Consider the following 21,712-nt stretch of genomic DNA (forward strand, 5'->3'; position numbering starts at 1 on the left):
AAGCAAGCCACACCTCATCCAGGCCGGCCCAGATGGCGCAGCCCAGCGCTCCCTGCGTATTCCAGATTTTATCCCAGAAACGGCTTATAGTCTCTCCGCAGAAATCCCGCACTCCCGGATCTCTCCTTTGATCCGTTCTGTCATAACAGGGAATATGCGTGGATTCGTCATGCAGCACCGGCCAGGAAAGCGGCTCATGGCAGCTACGGTTAAAGCTGTCCACCAAAGCATCGGATGCCTGATCCCAGGCCGCATAATGCATGCTCCAGATATCCGCCCGATCATCCTCCTCATGCTGGGTGATGGGATAGCTGAAGATAGTGAGGCGGGAGGGATCCTCCTGGTGGGCATATGCATTCTGCATGGCGATATTGGTTCCCCAGAAGCTCTCATTGGCCAGGGACCACAAAATAACACAGGGATGTGATCTGTCCCGTTCGATCAGCTCTGCAAACTGATCCATAAATCGGGAGGTAAATTCCGGATCATTTTCCCTGCAGTCAATTTCCTGCCCCAGAAAGGCAACAGCGGTTTCATCCTCCACATAAATCCCGTATTCATCGCACAGCTCCAGGAAGTCCGGCCGCGGCGGATAATGGCTGGTGCGTATAAAATTGATATTGGCCTCCCGGAAAAGCCGCACATCCGCTTCCACCAGTTCATGGGTTATGGCCCTGCCGGTTACGGGATGGATATCGTGCCGGTTAATCCCCCGCAGCTTCAGGGGAGCGCCGTTGAGGAACACCTGGTTTCCCACCCTTTTTATCTCACGGAAGCCGATACGGCGGGAAGCTTTTTCCGTGCAGAGGCCATCCTCCCACACGCTGGCCGTCAGCGTATACAAATAGGGATGTTCACTGTCCCATTTCAGCGGCCTTGCTGCCCGGTAAGTTTCCGTATGCTCCTGCCCGGCCTGCAGCTCCTGCTTTTCCAGAAGGATTTCTTCACCGGAAGGCGAACATAAGGAGAGTGAAATGCATCCCCCGCCTCCCTGCAGCTGCGTATAAACCGTAAGCCCGGCATCCGTATAAGTATCGTCGAAGGAAACATCCGCATGCAGCCGGGACAGATACGTCCGGGGCAGCGCAAACAGCGTCACATCCCGGATGATACCCCCGAAATGGAACGGACAGATTCCGCCCGGATCATCCGTCACCCCCAAAACCAGCCAGTGCCGCCCTCCGCATGCGGCTTTCTCCGTTATCTCACAATCCCAGCTTACAAAACCGCCGTAGTGCTCTCCCGCAGGCCTGCCGTCAACAAAAACGCGCGTCCTGCAGTTCACCCCGTCAAAACGCAGGAAAATCCGGTGTCCCTTCCACGCCTTCGGGATCTCCAGCTCAAAGGCATACGCATATTCCCGTTCGGAAGGAGTCCGCTGCATGGGCACCTGTGTATCCTCCCATACGGTCCCGGACGCTTCCCTGTTCCAGAATTCTTCTCCCGGCTCACTGCACAGCTTCCAGCCATCCCCGTTTAAGCATATCTGCGGCGCACTGATTTTCCCGGTCTGCAGCGGCATCGGCACTATCTGCGGCCTTCGCCAAATACGTTCTTCTCTCATAAGCTTAATACCCTATCATGGGGATGGGCTGCGGTTTTCTGCCACAGGGCTGTTTTTCCCCGTTTTTTACCTGGTACAGCACCTTTGAGGTTTCATATACAGCATCCATCAGCTCCGGATAGGGCTGCATACATACATCCACCATGCCAATCTGATAATTTTCCCCGTCATACCTGCCAAGGCAGAATTGATCGTTATACTGGAACCAGTGTGCGGCCACGCCGTAAGGATGCGCCGCCACCTTTTCCACAAAATACCGCCACATCACGCCGCGCTCCTCCTGATTTGCCACGCCCTTCAGGCCGGTGGCCGTCAGCCCCCGATCCAGAGCGCCGCAATGATACTCACCCAGAAGGATGGGAAGATCCACGCCCGCATTTTTCACAAAATCCATGTCCCTTGTGGGGTCGAAGTCATAGCAGTTGATGGAAAACACATCAAAATACTCCCACCCCTTCATCATATCCGCGTTATAGGCCTTGGACCAGCGAAGCCCCAGATTCAGATGGTTGGGATCCACTTTCCGGCAGGCCACGGACGGTACACGGATATACTCCGTAATCAGCTTCCCGGAAAATTCCCGGATATCCTTCCGCGAACCCGGATAACGGGCGGAGCAGTCCGCAACAGGCCCCTCCAGCGCGGCAAAGCTGCCAAAATCCGTTTTCCAGGCCTGATTGAGCGCCTCTATCGTCACATATCTTTCCTTTAAAAATGCAATCAGCCCCTTCCGGCAGAAGGTCTGGGCCGGATTACGCAGCACCTCGTCCGCAATTGCCAGATTTTCCACAAAATTAAATTCCGGTTCATTTCTCAGGAAATATCCAATCAGCCAGGGGTCGTGCTTCCATTCCTCCAGCTTCTCTGCATAGATGCGGGATTTTTCCTCATATTCCGGAGACAGCACATCCGGGAAATCCCTGAAGATCAGCGTGTCCGTAACCGGAAAATCAGGAAGCTCCCGCACATAGGCCATTTTGCTTCTGCCGTTATTCACTGCGATCCCCGGGAAATTCCCCTGGGAATTAATACCGTTATTCATCAGGATATGGCAGGAAATCTCTTCCCATTTTTCCTTCCAGTCATCCCCATAGATTTTTTTCAGATTCATGCCGGAGAAATTGGCCATCCTGTAATGATCCACCGGCATATAAGCAGTCCTCCTCCTGCTGCCTTCCTCAAAAAATTCCGCATACTGCGCATCCTCCTCCGGAAGCCATTCGCAGCAGTTTTCAAAGCTGTCAATCCTTCCCCACTCACCTGCCCGCGTTCCGCAGGGGCCAAGGGAAAAATAATCGCAGCCCTCCGGATCGGTAAGATGCCATCTGCCGTCCGGTGTTTTGCAGGTAGAGAAAAAGCCGGTTCCCTCTTTCAGCTTCCTCGTCTTATCACCGCCCCACACATTCCATTCGGGGAACGGATACTCAGCCTTTCCTTCCAGCGCCTGATACTTTTCCTTCAGTTCCTCCCTGGAATGGATTTTTCCCGGCCATTCCTTCCCCATCCACTGGCCGAATTCATCCACCAGCTTTTTTGAAGGCACCGGGAATTCCTCCGGCATGGTATCCGACATGGTAAAGTTCTCAAAACGCACCTTTACATCATGGAACATTTCATCCATGCCCAGTTCAAAACGTTCCACCTCTTCCCGCTGCGTGCGCTGCCCGTGCACCACCAGCTTCAGCGTGCCCGGCGTGCGGTTCGTAAATATTGTCCTGTTATCCAGCAAATCCAGATCCAGGCAGATTCTCGTTTTGAACTGCGGCAGGATTCCGAAGCGCATAAAAAGGTTCTCCTTCTCCTGCCCCGGAAGAAAGCAGCGGAACATCATTGCCGTAGAATGCTCCTCAAGCACCTCCACATCACCTGTGAGATAACGTTCCTTCGTCCCCTTTATCTGAGGGAGGGAAATGCCTCCCCCGCCGGCTCCCAACAGTACGGTACAGCTGTCCCCGTCTGTACTCAGTATTTCAGCATCCCTTGCCTCTGCCTGTCTCCAGTCTATCTTCATCCCATTTCTCCTGTCCGCCCGCATATACAGGCTTATATTTTTGCAGCCGAAGAACCGGGCAGACCTTACGGGCCCGTCCCCTTTCCTGCATTTTGCAACTGTCCGCTACTCACAGTTCCTCTATTTCTATCATATAAAAATCAGTCTGAAATGCAATGTGAGATTCCTTGTTTTTTTATACAATTCCGTTTTTATGAAAAGAATACAGACTTTTTTTATTTCCATTTTTATATAAAAGCGATGTTTTTCACATTCTGCCATCTGCTGCCGTCCACTTTCCGTTGATAACCCCGGAATCATCGGATGCGCTACCAAAATGGGGCAGGGATTTCCCATATAAAAAAACCGCCTGTACGGCATGCCCCTTTGCTGCCGTCCCACGGCAGGAAAAGGCTGCGCCTACAGGCAGTTTCCCAAATAATCACAGCATATTCAGCTTCTTGGTAACCGTCCGGTTACAGTTACTCTTCTTTTTCATAAAGGAATCTTTCCGGAAGCTGTAAATGGAAGGCCCCGGCCAGATCCCGGAAATTGTCAGGCGTAATCGTCTGAAGCTTGTCAGGCTTCATGGACAATACCTTGATCAAAATCTCAGCGGATTTTTCTATGGTATGCATCAGGCCGAAGGTCAGGTCAAAGTTTTCTCCGGAGCAGAACATGCCATGGTGTGCCCAGATAACCGCATCGTACTTCTCCATCAGCTTTCCTGTCTCCAGCGCGATTTCCCTTCCTCCCGGAACCATCCAGCCGATTACGCCTACGCCGTCAGGAAACACCACCGGACATTCCGTAGCCATTTCCCACAGCTCCCTGGTGAAGATTTCATCCTTCAGCGGAAGGACAAAGGTGAGGGCAATGACATTGGTGGTATGGGCATGGTAAATAACCCGGTGTTTACCGTTGCTCACCCGCTTCTTCACCTCATGGTTCATCAGATGGGTGGGCAGTTCGCTGGTAGGGCCGCCGCCCTCCACCAGGCCCCAGCGGATGCGGTAATTTTCACCCTTTTCATCAATCTCTATAATGGTAATGCAGGCCTCCGGATCCACAATGATGTTACGGAAATATTTTCCGGTACCCGTCACCAGGAAAAATTCCCCTGCCAGATCCGGTACGCTCACGCCAATTGGCGTCCATTCGCCGCGGTCGCTCAGCCTGCTGCGGATGGTCTCCACCTCTTCCGGCCGAATCCGGTAAGAAAGATTGCCGCCGTTTCGTTCATGCCAGCCTTCATGATAACCATCGTCCGCCATCTTAATAAAATCCTTCACAAATTTAGAATCCAAAACCTTCATGGGAATCTCCTTTCCTGTCATATACAAGACTGCTTCCCGCCGTACCATGGTTTGACGGCCGCGGGCATCATATGTTCATTTCTTTGCAGCTGTTAAATACATTCGCAGTTACGTTTCTTTTTACCTTCCTATCATATACCTAAATCATTCATAAATCAACATTATATTTGTGGTTTTTATTGTTTTTATTTGTTTTGTATTAAACTTCGGAATCAATCAGTCATATTTGTATAGATTTACTAAAAAAGGACGCCGAAGCTGTCCCCCAACAGCTTCGGCGTCCTTACCCCAATATTATAATCCTTTTCGTAACTGTTCTTCCTTCACGGTTACTGCTTTTCTTCTCTAAAAAAGACTTTATTCATCGCTTCCTTCCGCAACCTTAGCGGCTCTCGCTGCTACTTCCTTCTCCTGGATATCGGAAGGCGCCTGCTCGTAACGGGCAAATGCGAAGGAGTAATCTCCCCTGCCACCTGTCATGGAGCGAAGATCCGTACAATAACCGTACAGCTCCGTCATGGGCACATCCGCTTCAACAATCTGCTTTCCGCCTGCAATAGGAGTCATTCCCAGGACACGGCCGCGGCGCTTGTTCAAATCACCCATAACATCACCGGTATACTGATCCGGCACGGTAACCTTCAAAGAAGCAATCGGCTCAAGAAGAATCGGTCCCGCATCCATGAAGCCTTTCTTGAAGGCCTGGATTGTGGCCATCTTAAATGCCATTTCGGAAGAGTCCACAGGATGATAGGATCCATCGTACAGAATAGCCTTCACGCCTACCACCGGATAAGCGGCCAGCGGGCCCTTCTGTACGGATTCCTGAAGTCCCTTTTCCACTGCGGGATAATAGTTCTTCGGCACAGCGCCGCCTACTACCTCCTGGGCAAATTCATACTGTTTCTCCAGATCTCCCAGCGGCTCAAATTTCATCTTAACATGGCCGTACTGTCCATGTCCGCCGGTCTGCTTTTTATATTTATATTCCACATCCGATTTCTTGCGGATAGTCTCACGGAACGCAACCTTGGGCTGGCTCAGTTCGATTTCCACCTTATATTCATTCAGGAGCCTGCTCACCACAACATCCAGATGCTGATCGCCCATGCCGTAAAGCAGTGACTGGTGGTTTTCAGAATCATTCACTACCTTCAGTGTCAGATCCTCATGGGTCATCTTGGTCAGAGACTGTGAAATCTTGTCAATATCGGCTTTGTTCTTAGCCTTATATCTCTTGGAGGTATAAGGGACGGAGATTTCCGCCTTGCCGAATTCAATGGGAGTAGCCTTGGTGGAAAGGGTATTTCCCGTCCTCGCTCCCGTCAGCTTGGCGAGCGCGCCGATATCCCCGGCATGAAGCTCACTCACCTCAATGGGCTTGCTTCCCTGCAGTACGTAAAGCTTGCCGATTCTTTCTTCTATGTCCTTATCGTAATTGAGCATCGTATCATCCGTCTTAAGGACGCCGGAGCAAACCTTAATCAGAGAATATTTCCCGATAAAAGGATCTACGATGGTCTTGAAAATAAATGCGCTCTTTGCCTTTGCAAAATCATAATTCGCCTGGTAAATATCCTTTGTCTTCATATTAATGCCTGCGATTTCACGTCCCTCCGGACTGGGCAGGTATTTTACGATATCATCCAGCAGCGTATAGATGCCCTGTCCCAGGATGTTGGAGCCCATGGACATGGGAACGATGCTTCCGTCATTGATATTGGTACGCAGCGCCGCTCTGATCTCCGCTTCGGAGAAGGTATCGCCGCCAAAATATCTTTCCATGAATTCTTCACTGGTCTCCGCAACCGCTTCCATCAGCGTATCACGGCAAATCTGAAGATTCGGCTTATTGTATTCAGGAATGTCACATTCCACAACCTCCTTGCCCTGCCATCTGTAGCCGGTCTCGGAAATAACGTTGATGTATCCCACAAATTTCTCATTTTCTCGGATGGGAAGATGGAACGGTGCGATCTTCTTTCCGTAAAGATTGGTCATATCCTCCACGATCTGACGGTAGGAAGCGTTATCGATATCCATATCCGTTACGAACACCATACGGGGCAGCTTGTATCTGTCACACAGCTCCCATGCCTTCTGGGTTCCCACTTCCACGCCGGCCTTACCGGAAATAACGATGATAGCCGCATCCGCAGCGCTGACTGCTTCTTCCACTTCACCGACAAAATCAAAGAAACCGGGGGTATCCAATATATTAATCTTCACACCCTCCCATTCAATCGGGACAACGGACGTGCTGATTGAAAATTTTCTCTTCTGCTCTTCCTTGCCAAAATCGCTGACCGTATTTCCATCGGCCACCTTTCCCATCCTGGATGTGATTCCGGACAAATACGCCATTGCTTCTACTAAACTAGTCTTGCCTGATCCGCCATGTCCCAGAAGAACAACGTTACGAATCTTGTCTGTTGTGTAAATGTTCATACTGAATTCCTCCGTATTATGCGATTTCCGGGTTTTCTGTCAAAGTCCCCAATCCACTTAAATTCTCTTCCAGAACCCCATGGGTATATTTTACTAAATGTCAGAAAATTTTACAAGCAATTTTCAACATTTTATACAAGTTATTTTTTGGACATTCCGCTCTTTCATCTCCAACCTCTCACAAGGGCCTGCGAAAGCCCGTAAAATCAGGGAAAAGCCACTTATACCATGCTGCCGCCTCAGCCGAATGCATAAACCGCTGCGCTTTTTTTAAATAAAAATCATCCGTTTTTATTTAAAAAGTATCCGTTTCTCCGGCCGGTTCCTGTTTAACAAGAATCTGTTTCCTCAACCGGTTGACTTTCGCGCGTTAAAGTGCTATATTAATAGCTGCATGCATTATTACTGACTAAAAAACATTTGCAGCTGTTAAATACCTTCGCAGCTGCATTTTATCAAAGAAAGGAAGCCGTCCCATGATTATTGTAATGAAACCCCAGGCCGCCGAGTCCAGTATCACGGCAATCAAGGAATATATTGAGGGAAGCGGGCTGAACGCCCATCTTTCCCAGGGCACAGAGGTAACCATCATCGGCGTTGTCGGCGACAAAAGCCGTCTGTCCACCGAAAACCTCATCAGCTTCAAGGATGTGGACCGAATCGTCCCCGTAACGGAAACCTACAAGCTGGCCAATAAAAAATTCCATCCCGAACCGTCCGTCGTCCAGGTCGGCCCCACGGTAATCGGCCCTGACAACCTGACCATCATGGCAGGTCCCTGCGCCGTGGAAACCCAGGAGCAGCTCATGTCCATCGCCCATGCGGTGAAGGCCGCCGGCGCCACCATACTCCGCGGCGGTGCCTACAAGCCCAGGACCTCCCCCTACTCCTTCCAGGGCCTGGAGGAAGAAGGCCTGCGCTACATGCAGGAAGCCAAAAAGGAAACCGGGCTGGCAACGATTTGCGAGGTGGTGAGCAATGAAGCCATTGAAGCCGCAGTAAAGTACGTGGACATGATTCAAATCGGCGCCCGAAACATGCAGAACTTCATCCTATTAAAGGAAGCGGGCCGTTCCGGTCTTCCTGTCCTTCTGAAAAGAGGCCTGAGCGCCACCATTGACGAATGGCTCAACGCCGCAGAATATATTATTGCGGAGGGCAACCCCAATGTAGTATTATGTGAAAGAGGCATCCGTACCTTTGAGACCACTACCAGGAACACACTCGATCTCAGCGCGGTTCCCGTACTGAAGGAAAAGACCCACCTTCCTGTCATCGTAGATCCCTCCCACGCCACCGGCGTATACAAATATGTTTCACCTCTCGCCAAGGCTGCCGTGGCCTGCGGCGCGGACGGGCTGATGATCGAGGTACATAATGATCCCGCCCATGCGCTCTCCGACGGCCCACAGTCACTGACCTTTGAAAAATTTGCCCGGCTCACAGAAGAGCTCACACCTTACGCAAGGCTGGCTGGCCGGACTTTCCGGTAACAAAGCTTTCCTTTCGTGTGACGGTTCTTCTGCGGGCCCGCGCATCAGAAGCCAAATACCCTGCGCAGACGGGTGGAGGAGGAAACTCTCCCTGCCCGCTGTCTGTGCGGAAATGAAGGAGTAAACATCCATGGAACAAATGACTTTTGCCTTTTTGGGGCTTGGTCTGATCGGCGGCTCCATCGCCAAAGCAATCCGCGCCGCTTATCCCGGCTGCTTTATCCGCGCCTGCGACACCGATCCGGCAACTCTGAAGCTGGCCCTTGCGGAGGGCACTGCGGACGAAGTCACAGATCATATCGGAGAAGACAACGGCGCTGCATTTACCAGCTGCGACTTTTTATTTTTATGCGCCCCCGTCTCCCAGAATGACAGTAATCTGCTGCTCATCCGTTCTTTTCTACTGAATGCGGAAGAGAACGGCTGTATCCTCACCGATGTGGGAAGCGTAAAAACCACGATCCACGAGCACATCGAACAGCTGGGCCTGACCTCCTGCTTCATCGGCGGGCATCCCATGGCTGGCAGCGAGCGGATCGGCTACCAGAACTCCAAGGCTTCTCTTCTTGAAAATGCCTATTATATCCTGACCCCCACCCGGGATGTCCCCCGCAGGCAGCTGGAACGCTATGCCGCGCTGGTAAAGGCCATGGGCGCCATTCCTCTGATTCTGGACTACAGGCAGCACGATTATGTGACGGCGGCCATCAGCCATCTGCCCCATGTAATCGCCTCCTCCCTGGTAAATCTGGTAAAGTCGAGCGACAATGAGGACGGCATCATGAAGCTGGTTGCGGCAGGAGGCTTTAAGGATATCACCCGCATCGCTTCCTCCTCCACCGTCATGTGGCAGCAAATCTGCCTCACCAACGGAGAAAATATCTCCCGGCTGCTGGAACGCTATATCAGCTCCCTGGAAAAGGTAAAGGATGAAATTGACAGGCACGACGCCGGACACCTGTATGACTTCTTTGACTGCGCCCGGAATTACCGTGATTCCTTCATAGATGCCTCCAGCGGGCCGATTAAGAAGGTTTATACGGTAAATGTGGAAATTCCCGACGAAGCCGGTTCCCTGGCGTCTGTGGCCACGCTGCTGGCCCTCAACAACATCAGTATCAAAAATATAGGGATTGTACATAACAGAGAATCCGAGGACGGCGTCCTGCGGATTGAGTTTTATGAAGAAGCCGCTATTGAGAAGGCGGCGAAGCTGCTGAACAGCAGGGGATATACGGTTTTTTTGAAAAAATAACATGAAAGGCTGCGCCGAATCCAGGGAAAGGGATTCGGCGCAGTCTTTGATTACAGATAGGTCGACCGGTTACGGTTTCCGGCTGGTCAGTTTTCAACCGATGTATTTCCGGCCGGTATCATTTCCGGCACATGCAGGTTCGCCGGAAATGCTTTTTAAATATGAGTGATAATCAGCTCTCCGTCGCCTTCCAGCAGGAATTTTCTTTCCCCGGCGGGAATAAAGACACTGTCGCCGGCCTTCATCGCCAGCTCCGCGCTGTTTCCGCCTTCCCCGCATCGCAGGGCCGTCTCTCCCTGCACACATAACACGGAATAGAAGGAGTTTCCGTCCCCTTCCAGCTGATAGGTTCCATGGAGCCTGCAGCTGATGCATTCAAAATACTTGCAGCGGCTTAAAATATGGCACACATATGCAGGTGTTTCTATCGTCTCACTGTCAAAACGCTGTACCTCATACCGGTTATAATCCATTACCGCCAGAGCCTTGTCCAGATGAAGCTCCCGGTAATTTCCATACTTGTCCTTACGTTTATAATCATACAGACGGTATGTGCAGTTGGAGCTTTGCTGGATTTCGCAGATCAGGCTTCCCCTGCCGATGGCATGCACCGTTCCCGCCGGGATAAAGAATGCCTCCCCCTGTCTGATGGGCACGCGGTTTAGCAGGGAAAGAATGGTATCGTCCCGGACGGCCTGCTCCACCTCCTCCCGGGTCACATCCCGCCGGAAGCCGCAGTAAATGCAGGAATCCGGCTCACACTGCAGGATATACCACATCTCATTTTTACCGTATTCATTTTCCTTTTCCAGCGCATAGGCATCATCAGGATGCACCTGCACGGACAGGTTCTCCCTGGCGTCAATGAGCTTGACCAGAAGCGGAAACCTCTCCAGAGGCTGGCATTTCCAGCCCCAGCCCTCTTTACCGATGCGATCCAGGTATTCTGAGAAAAGAAGGCCCTTATGCCTTCCTGAGGCCACAATGCTCTGCCCCTCCTTATGCGCCGACAGCTCCCAGCTTTCAGCGATAATCTCATAATCACATTTTTTGCCATAAATATCCCGCAGCCTGGTGCCGCCCCAGAGGTAATCCTTGAAGGCAGGCAGCAGACGCACAAAGGGCTCCGTCTGATAACCCAGCTCCGCCTCCGTCAGATCCCGGGAACGGATGGAAATCAAATCCCGCTCCTCTACCATGGTACCGGTGGAAATCTCCATGAAAACCAACGGCTCATTCCCGATATTTGAAATCTGGTGCGTGGTATTCCGCGGGACCTCAATGCTGTCATTGGCCCCATATTCCCCTTCCACGCCCTCCAGGATAATCCGCGCCCTGCCGCATACAAGGATCCAGTGTTCCGTCCGGTGGGCATGCTGATGGGCGTATATGGTCTTTCCTTCGGTAACCACTACCTTACGGACTACATACATGGGATTTACGTTCAGAAGCTCATATGTCCCCCAGGGCTTGTATATCACCCGCCCCTGGTCAAAATAATGCTGTTCCTCCGGGTTCTCCCGCATGATATCCTTCAGCTTTTCAGATTCCCCGGTCCGTCCCACATAAACGGCATCCTCCGTATTGATAATGGTGATATCCTCCAGGTTATTGGCCACCACAATCTGACGGGCGCTCTGATTGAGCACCGTGGTATTCCTGCTTTCGTATACGATCTGATTGCTCTCATCCCTCTGGATACCGGTAAGGGACAAATCCTCCAGGCTGCCGATATCCTGCCACTGGAAGGAGCTGTGAATCACCTTCCCTTTCCCGGTCTTTTCGAAGACGCTTTTTTCGATGGGAACGGCCTGTATCCCCTCCAGCACCCCGGCGGGATAAAAGGTATGGCGCCCCTTCACCTTCCGCATATAAAAAGCCGCCTCACAGGAATTATACAGCCACGGGTAGAATTTCCTGATTTCCTGAATCAGCGTTCCCACGCGGAATAAAAACATGCCGCTGTTGATCAGATAATCCCCTGCCTGAAAATAAGAGGCCGCTGTCTGCGCATCCGGCTTTTCAATGAAGGACACCACATCCTCACCCTGACAGCGGATATATCCGAAACGGGTCTCCGGCTTGCGGATATCCATCCCGAAGGTGACAAGCCACCCTTCCTTTGCCAGCTCCGCAGCCTTCGTCACATCATCCTTGTAGGTAGGGCCGTCGATGAGATGATCGCTTGCCACCACAAACATCAGCTCGGAAAAAGGGAACTGCAGACAGGAGAGCACAATGGCCGCCGTCGTCTTGCGCCCCACCTCCTCCAGCACCAGCCGATAGGTGATGCCCTGGAAAGCCTTCATCTGGTTTTCCACGATAAACTGGTATTCTTTGTTGGTCACTATGATAAATTCATCACAGAAGGGAATATTCCTGGCAATCGTTTCCTGAAAAATGGAATGATCCTTCTGGATACTGATAAACTGCTTGGGATAATTTTTCCTGGACAGCGGCCACAGCCGGTCTCCCCTGCCGCCCGCCAGCACAAGACATTTCATATGCATCTGCTCCTGCTTTTCTGATTGTTGTATGACGCTGCCTGTAGAAAGCGTCATACCTAATACTATATCCGATTATCCGTTTTTTCTCAAGAAAAAAGAATGATGCACAGAAAAAAGAACGGCGCGCGCCGTTCTTTTTTACTGCATCAAAGCCGCTTTGCACAGCGAGCCAGCTTTCATGCACCCTCTTCAGTTTTGTCTTACCCGTTTTTCCTGGTGGTCCCCAGCTTGCGGCTTCTGTCGGCTCCGGGGAAATCCTTTTCCCTTGTCCTGCCCAAGAGATAATCAGCTGATACATTATAGTAGTCACAAAGCAGAGGAATGAAACGCACCGGCATGGCATTCTGCCCGCGCTCATACCTGGAATAGACTCTCTGGTCTATATTCAGATACTCCGCCACCTCCCTTTGTTTTACATCGTTGTCTTCTCTTAAGCCACGCATAATAACTACATAATCCATCATCATTAGCACCTTGCTCCCAAAATTTACCAAACTTCGATTTTTTTCAGTTTAGCATATTCCTCAGGCAAGAATTGCTTTTTCCACTGAACTGTAGTAGTATTTTACCGAACTTTTTAATTTATTACTACAGACGATAGATTCTGATTTGATGAAGAAGAAAATGATGTGCCATATATGGCACATCTGCCAATCAGCATGTACCTGTTCCGTTATTGTGCACAAAAAAAATGATTATCCATTTTGATTTATACCTTTATGCACATAATTTTTTCAAAGAAAATCTATGCTATATTATAGAAAAGGCATTGGTATTATCGCATATTTTCTAATAATTCCAATCCAATAAAACGCTATTCTGTATCTTTTGTCAATTCATTCCACTGCTGCGTCTCTGTGTCAAACTATTACTATTTCGTTCATTTTAAGTGCAAACCTAATTGTACAACAGTTACGGAGTATCATTAAAAGTGTCATTGGAAAACATCAGGCGCCAAATCCCCCCTGAAAAGGAAAAACGCCTGGACCCGATGTTCAGGTATCCAGACGTTTTTGAAACCACACAAATTGATTTATTGATTGGAAATAATATTCAGCCCGGAACTATCAGGTTCTGGGTGAAGTTGTAGCCGGAACATCTTCAAGAGAAGCGCCCTTTGCTACTACGAAGGTTACATTTACAGCACCGCCGAATGCAGGAAGTGCGATTGCAACCGTACCGTTCTTAATAACTACAGGTACAGCTACCCATGTACCGTCAGCTCTCTGATATAATGCCTGAATGGTTTCCCCTTCAGCCAGTGCAGTGCCGCCAAGGATTTCTGTCAGCGCAAATGCTGCGGAAACAGATCCGTTCTGAGCAACTGCTTCACCAGAAGCTGTTGTCAGGCCAATTGTAATGTTGTTAACAACATTCAGATTGCCCTTTGTGTCTGTCAGAGACAGAGCACTCTTGCCGGTAAAGTTAACTACCTGCATTTTGCTGGAAGCCAGTGCGGCAACCAGAGATGCTGCTGCTGCCTGAGCCTGCTCTGCTGTAGAAGGTGCTACCACCATTGCTACTGCAGCAGGATCTACAACCTGTCCGCTAGCGGTCTTGAAGGTTGTACCAGGAAGAACTGCTGACTTTTCACTGTTAACAGTTGTAGCCTGTACTGCAACATTGTTGCCTGCTGTGCCGACAGTAGGGTTAACTACTACCTGCGCAACGGGCTCTTTCTGGATGGACGGGCTGGGAGCCGCCATCGCGGTCATGCTCATAGAGCATGCGAGAATTACTGAAAGAACAATTGCCACTTTCTTTTTCATGTCAATCATCCCCCTTTCTTAGTTTTTGTGTGTGGCTTCTATATATCAACGTCCGGCTGCCCGGACGCTAATACCATTATTTAACTGCCTGACGCAGTACCAGGTGGAGTCACCTCATCGTAAAAAATCTTTAAAATCAATTCATACAGGGCGGTGTCATCCTGGTAAAATTCTTCAAACACTTCACCCATTTCCACATGCCCTTCCATTGTATAAATATCATTTTCATCAAAACTGTATGATAAAGCCTGTCCGGCCAGATATACCGCCTCATCGGCAGAAATATCCGTTACCATGTATGGCAAAACCTGCGTATATAGCTTCAGCGGAAGCGTCATATCCTGCTTCACCGCCGCCTTGGCCTGATTCACAAAGCCCTGCAGATAGGTCTTCTGGCGGATCAGACGTTCATCCGCGCTCTGGGCTACCCTGGTGTCTCTGTATTTTATGTAGACATAGGCTTCCTCTCCCTGCAGATGGATTCTGTCCCCTGCTGACCAGTTATAGCCATAGCCCTTCCCGTTGATTTTCATTCCCACGCCTGCCAGGGATTCCGGAATGGTAACCTCCACGCCTCCCACGGCATCATTGATAGTGCTTATTACGCTCATATTCAGTGCGCAGTAGCCGTGAATCGGCAGCCCGTAAAACAGGTTGGATACAGCCTCCACCGTATTTTCACAGCTCTCCTCCAGCCCCTCGCCGTAAGCATGGGCAAGCGCAATCTGCGCCACCTCTTTTCCCGCATATAAGCCATTGGGATCGAAGGTTTTTATTTCAGTCATGGTATCACGGTTGATACCGATGATATTAATTTTCTTATCGCCGGGATCCAGCACCGCCAGGAACAGCGCGTCTGCCTGTCCGCCTCTGTATAAATCCTTGGAGGCCTTTACTTCCCCCGTTTTATCAATTCCCATGCACAAAAAGGTCAGGACATCGCTTTTATAGGCATATGTTTTCCCGTTATAGCGGATACTTCCCGCCTCCAGCGCCTCATCCGCATCATTGCCCGACACATCGGATGAGGACGCAGCCTGCTGCATCTGCTCCGGAACCGCTTCCTGCTTCTCGGCAAACGCGCTTTTCCCATGACTGTCCATCCAAAAATAGGCGATGAGTACAATCAGGGCCAGCATGAGCAGAATGCCTGCAGCTATCAGTACGCCAATGCCGAATTTTACGGCACCGGACATTTTCTTTTTTCTTCTTTTTTTCTTTCTCTTCTTCTGTTCCATTCCTGCCATCTGCCTTTCCAGGCCTATTCCGTTACCAGCACAGCCTGCACAAGATAACGCTTGTCATCCTGCCCCGTCGCTCCGGTGGATAAGGTTATAATCTTGTTTTCAGCCGTCACTTCCACCGAATCATCGATAAAGGCATCCATCGCCCGAATCGCAAATACATCCTCCAGGTAATTGGAGAAAACAAGCTGATCCCAGAAATCATAGGTGGCAATCAAATGCCGGTCATCATAGGTATACGCGGCAAAGATTTTATAGGTCAAAGTTTTTCCCGCCGTGTAAATCTTTATCTCACGATGGGTATCAAAAAAATCCCTGTCCTGGAACTGATGGAGCTTGCCGAACATTTCATCCCTGTTGCGGCCATAAATAACCGTGTTGGGATCGGCAAAATCCGTATTATTGTAATACTCCGTATAGATACATCCGTTGTCATCCTCTTCCCCGTAAATATTATGGGTCAGATAGAAGGTTTCATCCTCCGCAGACTGCAGTATGGGGAAGCTGATATCCGTGCCGGTGATTTCCAGCCAGGCATAAGCCTCCGGATTGATTTGCTGCAGGGCGGCTATATCGTTTTTATCGCCGGCGCTTTTAAAATCTTCCAGGGCAGTCTCAGCCGGCACCGTGTTTTCTTCAGGCTGGGCGGCAGTGCTGCCGCAGCCGGCAAGTACGGCTGAATACAAAATCAGAGCAGTTAGCAACAGGCAGTTCTTTTTTCGTATCATTTTATCTTTACCTTTGTCATATAAAGTATTGTGGGGATATTATTGTGGTACTTCATTGTAAAAAAGGTCAATTACCAGCTGATAAAGTGCATTATCATCCACATAAAAGGCTTCGTTTCCTTCTTCGGTTTTGGATTCTCCCGCCAGATTGTGCACCTCACCGCTGAACTTATAAGCAGCGGCTGTTGAAACAAGATAGGTTACCTCGTCCGCTTTGATATCCGTCACCATGTAAGGGCCGAGCTTCTTAAACAGTGTAAGAGGCATGGCAACATCCGCCTTAAACGCAGACTTGGCCTGGCCTACAAACGACTGGATATACTGTGTCTGACGTTCCAGCCTGTCGCTGCTTCCGTGGGAAGCATTCACATCTTTATATTTCACATACCAGAATGCGGACTGTCCTTCCAGCTTCAGCGTCTCTCCCTGCTTCAACAGGGGATCCACCTCCGTCAAATCCTGCAAACACTGCACCTCTACCCCTCCGATAGTATCATTAATCGTAGGGATGGCATCCATACTGATGGCCACATAGCCATGTATAGGCAGCTGGTAAAACAGCTTAGAAACTGCTTTTTCCATCAGCTGTGCGCTCTTGACCTTGCCATCGCCATAGGTATACTGCAGGGCGATCTGTGTTTTAATCGTATTCGCATAAGCGCCGGGCTGGGAATATACATCCACATCTGCAATCGTATCCCGGTTAACTGCAATCAAATCCACTTTTTTTGTATGCGGATTCATCACCACCAGATAAATGGCATCCGCCTGGCTGTTGCTGATACCGCTGCCCGTCTGCGGTGAAGTACTCTTCTTATCAATACCCATGACCAGGAAGGTCATGATATCGTCATTATACTCATATACCTTACCGTTGTAGCCGACCCAGCCGTCCTGCCACTGCTCCACCTTATCCATTACGTTCAGATCCGTGGACAGCGACGGTGACGGGCTTGTTGCCTTACTCATAATACTGTTCTTTCCCATGGCCCTGACTACGATAAAACCGGTGCAGCATACCACCAGAATCATGCAGATTACAGTCACCACAGCCATAATACGGGCTTTTTTCTTTCTGCGCCGTCTTTTCTCCGCTTTCTCCGGATTCAGAATCTCTTCTTTCTCCAGATCCGCTTTACTCATTTTTTCCATAGAATTATCCTCATTCGTTATTTTGGTTTTCCTGTCTCCTTATAGCTTATCGGCATTTTTAAACAGAACTTAATATCCGTTTAAAACAGGAGTTCAGGGCACAAAAAAATCATCTAGCTCCGCTTTCGGAAAAAACGGCCAGAACGGTTTTAATCAGGATTTTAATATCAAGGCCGACAGACCAGTTATCAATATACTCAACGTCAAGCCTTACGATTTCTTCAAAGTCCGTTATATCGCTTCTGCCGCTTACCTGCCACATACCGGTCAGGCCGGGACGGAAGCTGAGCCTCTTCTTATGATAAGACTGATAATGCTCAAATTCATCCAGCGTCGGCGGTCTTGTCCCAACAAGACTCATATCGCCTTTTAAAATATTAATAAACTGTGGGAACTCATCCAGGCTGGTTTTCCGCAGGAATTTTCCCACCTTCGTAATACGGGGATCATCCTCCATCTTGAACATCAGGCCGTCCATTTCATTCTGGGCCATGAGTTCTTTTTTCCGCTCCTCCGCATCGATGTACATGGAACGGAACTTGTACATCTTAAAAATACGGCCGTTGCGTCCCACCCTCTTCTGCGCAAAAAATATCGGGCCGGGAGAATCCAGCTTAATTAACGGAGCGACAAAAATGGTCAGGATAATAAGAACAATCGTTCCCACCAGCGCTCCTGCAATATCGATAAGGCGCTTCAGCATGAGCTGGCCGAAAGGCGCCACCTTATTGGCATAGGTTACGGTATGGAACTGGCCGAACTGCGAAAGTATGCGCTGCGGCGCCTCATCCAGCTCCAGGACGGGAATCTGCAGATGGATGGTGAGTCCCATAGCTGCAAGATTTTCCATATCGTTTTTCCGCTCTTCCTGGGTTTTCCTGTCAGCGCAGATGATTACCTCATCCAGGGATGCAGTCAGGCAGTAGTCCACAAGCTCACTGCTGGACGCAACTACTGGAATGCCGCCTACTTCTTTTCTGTCAGGGGTTCCTTTACTTTTACTACTGCTGTTTTCTTTCTTTCCGCTGTCAAGGAGTATGATGCCTTTGATGGCATAGCTGTAATCCTTGCTGTTTTTCATTTCGGAAACGAGCAGGTCTGCTTCGTCACTGGTAGCTACCAGCAGAAGCTGTCTGGCATTGCCAGCCATACGGTAAAATACCGGCAGGTACTTCTTATACAGCTGATGGACGATGAACATCAGCAACACATCTATCAGAACGAAGTAAAACAATACCTTTCTGGAATACTCGTCGATAACACGGGTGAAATACAGGGCAAAGGTAGCTCCAGCCAGGGTGACCAGATTGAGTTTGATGATTTCAATCAGTTCCTGGAACGGTCCGCGCAGAAGCATCTGCTTGTACCAGTTCTTAAACAGGTTGATTATCAGAAAGACCACCAAAAAAATGGCAATCAGAACCTTCATATCCATCGGGTTGTTTAGACCTTTGAAGAACTTCTGATGCCGGATGTAATTGGCAATGCCCAAGCTAAGTACAAGGACAAGGCAGTCTATTGATATTATTATGAGATTTTGTAAGTTGGACTTTTTCTGGTACATATTCCTCCAGGGGGCAGACGGCGCGTTTGAGGCCGGGTTAGAAACCGTGTCAGGGTTGGGAACCTTTTGTGTGTTTGTGTAATGCGGTATGTGCTGCGGTTTAAGTATGGTTAAATCCGACATAATGAAGATTAATGAAAATTATGTGTTGGATATAATCAGTGCTTAATTTAAGTGTGCGCTGCGGCCTGCTTTTGTATTTGATTTTTATTTTCCCTTTGATAGGAAATTTTTATCTTGTTCTAAAAATAATGAAAGGATTTTATGCTGCATTTTGTGTGGCTTTTAGGTTAATTGTGTGATGCAAACTTTTTGATATCCTGATGATATTATACTATTACACCATATCCGCTCTGCGAATATGAGCCTCCAGCGGAACCTGGTGCCTGGTTTTCTGTGATGGAAGCTGAAAACAGTATACACAGATATAATGTCGGATGCACCAATATTATTTCGTACTTCCTGAGGTAGTTTTATTTATATTATTTTCCGGCGGCCGGCTGGCTATGCGGCGTAAATAGTATAGCAGAAAGGTTATGCAGATACAGCCCAGTATGCCGAAAAGAAAGCTTTCAAGGCATTCCGGGAAGGAATAGTGCCTTCCTGGGATAAATATTTTCATTTTTTCTGTGAAGTACGATATTATAAACAACATAAGGGTAGTTCCAAGGAGCCGGTTCCTGGCGGCAGTTTTGCGGAAGGTAAGGTGGATTGACCAGCTTCCGGTAAGGCCGAGCAGAAAAAATAACAGAGCACGTCCTATCTGCCTGATGTAATAGGTGATTGTCAGGATTGCTTCCTCGGAAGGAAGGGTTGTCATTGTGTTGGTTACCTGGGATACCAGGGGCTTCTCCAGGGCCTTTGTGGCAGTGCCGGTTTGGAAGGACAATGTTAATGTAACCAGCAGGATTATTGTAAAAATGGCCCACATTGTGGGTGGCAGCCATTTGGGGGTATAACTTGGAACTTGGGGTTGGTTCATATTGTCTTCCTTATTATATATAGGTACATTTCGTAATGCTCAAATATAGGAATTACGAAAATATGTAAAATTTCTGATTATTAGTATATGATGTTATGTTCTATTATGTCAATAGATTTTACGGCAAATCAAATGGTGGTTTGACTGGTTTTTATTGGTAAATGTTACAAGGGTTGTTACTTAGTTTTTTAAAACTGGTATTTTTTATACGTTTATTGCTCTATCTTGGATACTATAGCATAGTTGGAAGAAAAATTCTAGGGGGGAGATTAAAATTGTTGGGGAAATGTAAGGAATGGTGGTCGAGTAGATGTGTCCCTTACAGGACACACCCCTCCTCAGATCCGGACGTACGGCTTTCCAGCATCCGGCTCTTTGCAAAACTAATTTTCAACAACTACCTTGCGTATACACTGACATAGATTTTGGGGCTGGCTAATAGGTATTGTTTCAGCATTTCATTTAACCCCTCCCACGTATAGCTCTTCTTCTGACTGCGTCTGTTTAGCCAGTGGTGCAGTCTCTTCATGACACGGTATCTGAAGCTGCTGATACTTTTACTGTTGTCTGTGATTCCATAGTAATGGTAGTATCTATCCAACAAGTATCTGGTTTAGTTTCTTTATTATCTCTTCCAGTGATTCTATCCGCATTTCCTTTATCAGACTGTGGACTTCCCTGCATTTCTTCGCAAACTTTCTCCTGCTGGTTTTCCTCTTCACCCGGAATTTTCCATTCTTTCCCTCTGAACAGTAGTGTGTAAAACCAAGGAAGGTAAATGTCTCCGGCTTCTTTCCTCTGCGCTCCTGCGCATATCTTCCGAACTCTATCAGCCGCGTTTTCTCCTCTTCCAGGCTCATCCCCAAGTGCTCCATCCTATTTTTCAGTCGCCTGTAGAACATTTCCGCATCTTCCTTATATTGGAAGCATGCCACAAAATCGTCCGCATATGACACAAGTCCGCTGTATCCTTTTAGCTTTGGTCGGATACATTCCTCAAAGCACCACATCAGCATGTAGTGCATGTATATGTTGGATATCACTGGTGAGCAGCATGACCCCTGGCCGCTTCCCTGTTCCGCTTCTTCATACTCATAATCCTTCAGGATGCCTGCTTTCAGCATCCTGCGCAGCAGACGCGTAATGTTCGGGTCTTTTATCCGTGCTTCTACAAACCTGACTGCCCATTCATAGTCTATCTCTCCGAAGTAGTTCCTGATATCTGCATCCAGCACATAGTTTGTGGGGCGCTGCTCCAGCATTACATTTAATTTCTGTATTGCTTTATGACATCCCCTTCCCGGACGGAAACCCATCATCCCATCATAAAAATGAGGTTCAAACACTGCTTCCAGCACTCTTCTGAGTACATCCTGTACCAACTTGTCCTCATAGCAGTAAATACTTAGTGGTCTGGTTTTGCCATTATCCTTGGGTATTTCCACTTGCCTTGCCGGCTGTGGCTTATACGATTTCTTCTTTAGCCTCTCCACCACTTTTTCCAAGTTCTCTTCCAGGTTCCGGCTGTATTCCTCTTTAGTTATTATTTCACAAATTATACGCTCCATTTTTACCGTTTTTAATACAAATAAAAATAGGCACCGGGTAAAATAATCCGCTGTATTCCACGACAGATTGTTTTATCCAGTACCTTTTGTTATCATAAGCAGGTAACTATAAACAACTGTGGCAGGATCGGG

General features: G+C 48.8%; 16 protein-coding genes. 3 read left to right on the forward strand and 13 right to left on the reverse strand.

The window, feature by feature from the left end:
- The 4 genes from HMPREF1548_RS13500 to HMPREF1548_RS13520 form a co-directional block, all read right to left on the reverse strand.
- Nucleotides 1–1,564: glycoside hydrolase family 2 protein (locus tag HMPREF1548_RS13500; RefSeq protein WP_021636767.1), on the reverse strand; the 1,564-nt coding region annotated here is incomplete at its 3' end.
- 4 nt (nt 1,565–1,568) lie between these two features.
- Nucleotides 1,569–3,575 (reverse strand): beta-galactosidase, encoded by a 2,007-nt coding sequence (locus HMPREF1548_RS13505; RefSeq protein WP_035322092.1) that lies wholly within the window; start codon nt 3,573–3,575, stop codon nt 1,569–1,571.
- Nucleotides 3,576–4,036: 461 nt separating this feature from the next.
- Nucleotides 4,037–4,870, reverse strand: a complete 834-nt coding sequence (gene rhaD / locus HMPREF1548_RS13515) for a rhamnulose-1-phosphate aldolase (protein WP_025490135.1) — start codon at nt 4,868–4,870, stop codon at nt 4,037–4,039.
- A 357-nt stretch (nt 4,871–5,227) separates the two neighbouring features.
- Complete coding sequence (locus HMPREF1548_RS13520; RefSeq protein WP_021636773.1) at nt 5,228–7,318, reverse strand: elongation factor G; 2,091 nt, start codon at nt 7,316–7,318, stop codon at nt 5,228–5,230.
- Between the two features lie 476 nt (nt 7,319–7,794).
- On the opposite strand from HMPREF1548_RS13520, the gene aroF reads away from it, so the two are divergent.
- Entirely contained in the window at nt 7,795–8,811 is a 1,017-nt protein-coding gene (aroF, locus tag HMPREF1548_RS13525) for a 3-deoxy-7-phosphoheptulonate synthase (RefSeq protein ID WP_021636775.1), read from the forward strand.
- 130 nt (nt 8,812–8,941) lie between these two features.
- Nucleotides 8,942–10,066 (forward strand): prephenate dehydrogenase, encoded by a 1,125-nt coding sequence (locus HMPREF1548_RS13530; RefSeq protein WP_021636776.1) that lies wholly within the window; start codon nt 8,942–8,944, stop codon nt 10,064–10,066.
- 155 nt (nt 10,067–10,221) lie between these two features.
- Here the strand turns inward: HMPREF1548_RS13530 and HMPREF1548_RS13535 are convergent, their stop codons facing one another.
- The 8 genes from HMPREF1548_RS13535 to HMPREF1548_RS30880 all read right to left on the reverse strand — a co-directional run bounded on the left by HMPREF1548_RS13535 (nt 10,222) and on the right by HMPREF1548_RS30880 (nt 19,886).
- Nucleotides 10,222–12,570: a type I phosphomannose isomerase catalytic subunit gene (locus tag HMPREF1548_RS13535; protein WP_051358391.1), complete on the reverse strand. Its 2,349-nt coding sequence runs from the start codon at nt 12,568–12,570 to the stop codon at nt 10,222–10,224.
- 203 nt (nt 12,571–12,773) lie between these two features.
- Nucleotides 12,774–13,040: a helix-turn-helix domain-containing protein gene (locus tag HMPREF1548_RS13540; protein ID WP_021636779.1), complete on the reverse strand. Its 267-nt coding sequence runs from the start codon at nt 13,038–13,040 to the stop codon at nt 12,774–12,776.
- Between the two features lie 600 nt (nt 13,041–13,640).
- On the reverse strand, nt 13,641–14,342 hold the full coding sequence (locus HMPREF1548_RS13545) for a hypothetical protein (RefSeq protein ID WP_025490139.1): 702 nt from the start codon (nt 14,340–14,342) through the stop codon (nt 13,641–13,643).
- An 80-nt stretch (nt 14,343–14,422) separates the two neighbouring features.
- A complete protein-coding gene (locus tag HMPREF1548_RS13550; RefSeq protein ID WP_035322116.1) occupies nt 14,423–15,580 on the reverse strand; it encodes an LCP family protein in 1,158 nt (385 codons plus the stop codon).
- Nucleotides 15,581–15,603: 23 nt separating this feature from the next.
- Nucleotides 15,604–16,314: a class B sortase gene (locus HMPREF1548_RS13555; protein WP_021636784.1), complete on the reverse strand. Its 711-nt coding sequence runs from the start codon at nt 16,312–16,314 to the stop codon at nt 15,604–15,606.
- 39 nt (nt 16,315–16,353) lie between these two features.
- Entirely contained in the window at nt 16,354–17,466 is a 1,113-nt protein-coding gene (locus tag HMPREF1548_RS13560; RefSeq protein WP_021636785.1) for an LCP family protein, read from the reverse strand.
- 109 nt (nt 17,467–17,575) lie between these two features.
- The gene (locus HMPREF1548_RS13565) at nt 17,576–19,030 is read right to left on the reverse strand and encodes a sugar transferase (RefSeq protein WP_035322098.1); all 1,455 of its coding nucleotides are present in this window, start codon (nt 19,028–19,030) and stop codon (nt 17,576–17,578) included.
- Between the two features lie 448 nt (nt 19,031–19,478).
- Complete coding sequence (locus HMPREF1548_RS30880) at nt 19,479–19,886, reverse strand: hypothetical protein (protein ID WP_353612050.1); 408 nt, start codon at nt 19,884–19,886, stop codon at nt 19,479–19,481.
- Between HMPREF1548_RS30880 and HMPREF1548_RS30530 the strand changes: the two genes are divergently transcribed.
- Nucleotides 19,810–19,989: a hypothetical protein gene (locus tag HMPREF1548_RS30530; protein WP_155858249.1), complete on the forward strand. Its 180-nt coding sequence runs from the start codon at nt 19,810–19,812 to the stop codon at nt 19,987–19,989. The two genes, HMPREF1548_RS30880 and HMPREF1548_RS30530, sit on opposite strands and share 77 nt — an antisense overlap.
- A 616-nt stretch (nt 19,990–20,605) precedes the next feature.
- Here HMPREF1548_RS30530 and HMPREF1548_RS28990 read toward each other — a convergent pair.
- The gene (locus HMPREF1548_RS28990; protein ID WP_286138005.1) at nt 20,606–21,457 is read right to left on the reverse strand and encodes a reverse transcriptase domain-containing protein; all 852 of its coding nucleotides are present in this window, start codon (nt 21,455–21,457) and stop codon (nt 20,606–20,608) included.
- Nucleotides 21,458–21,712 lie beyond the last annotated feature (255 nt).

This window comes from Clostridium sp. KLE 1755 (genome assembly GCF_000466465.2).
Lineage (GTDB): Bacteria > Bacillota > Clostridia > Lachnospirales > Lachnospiraceae > Eisenbergiella > Eisenbergiella porci.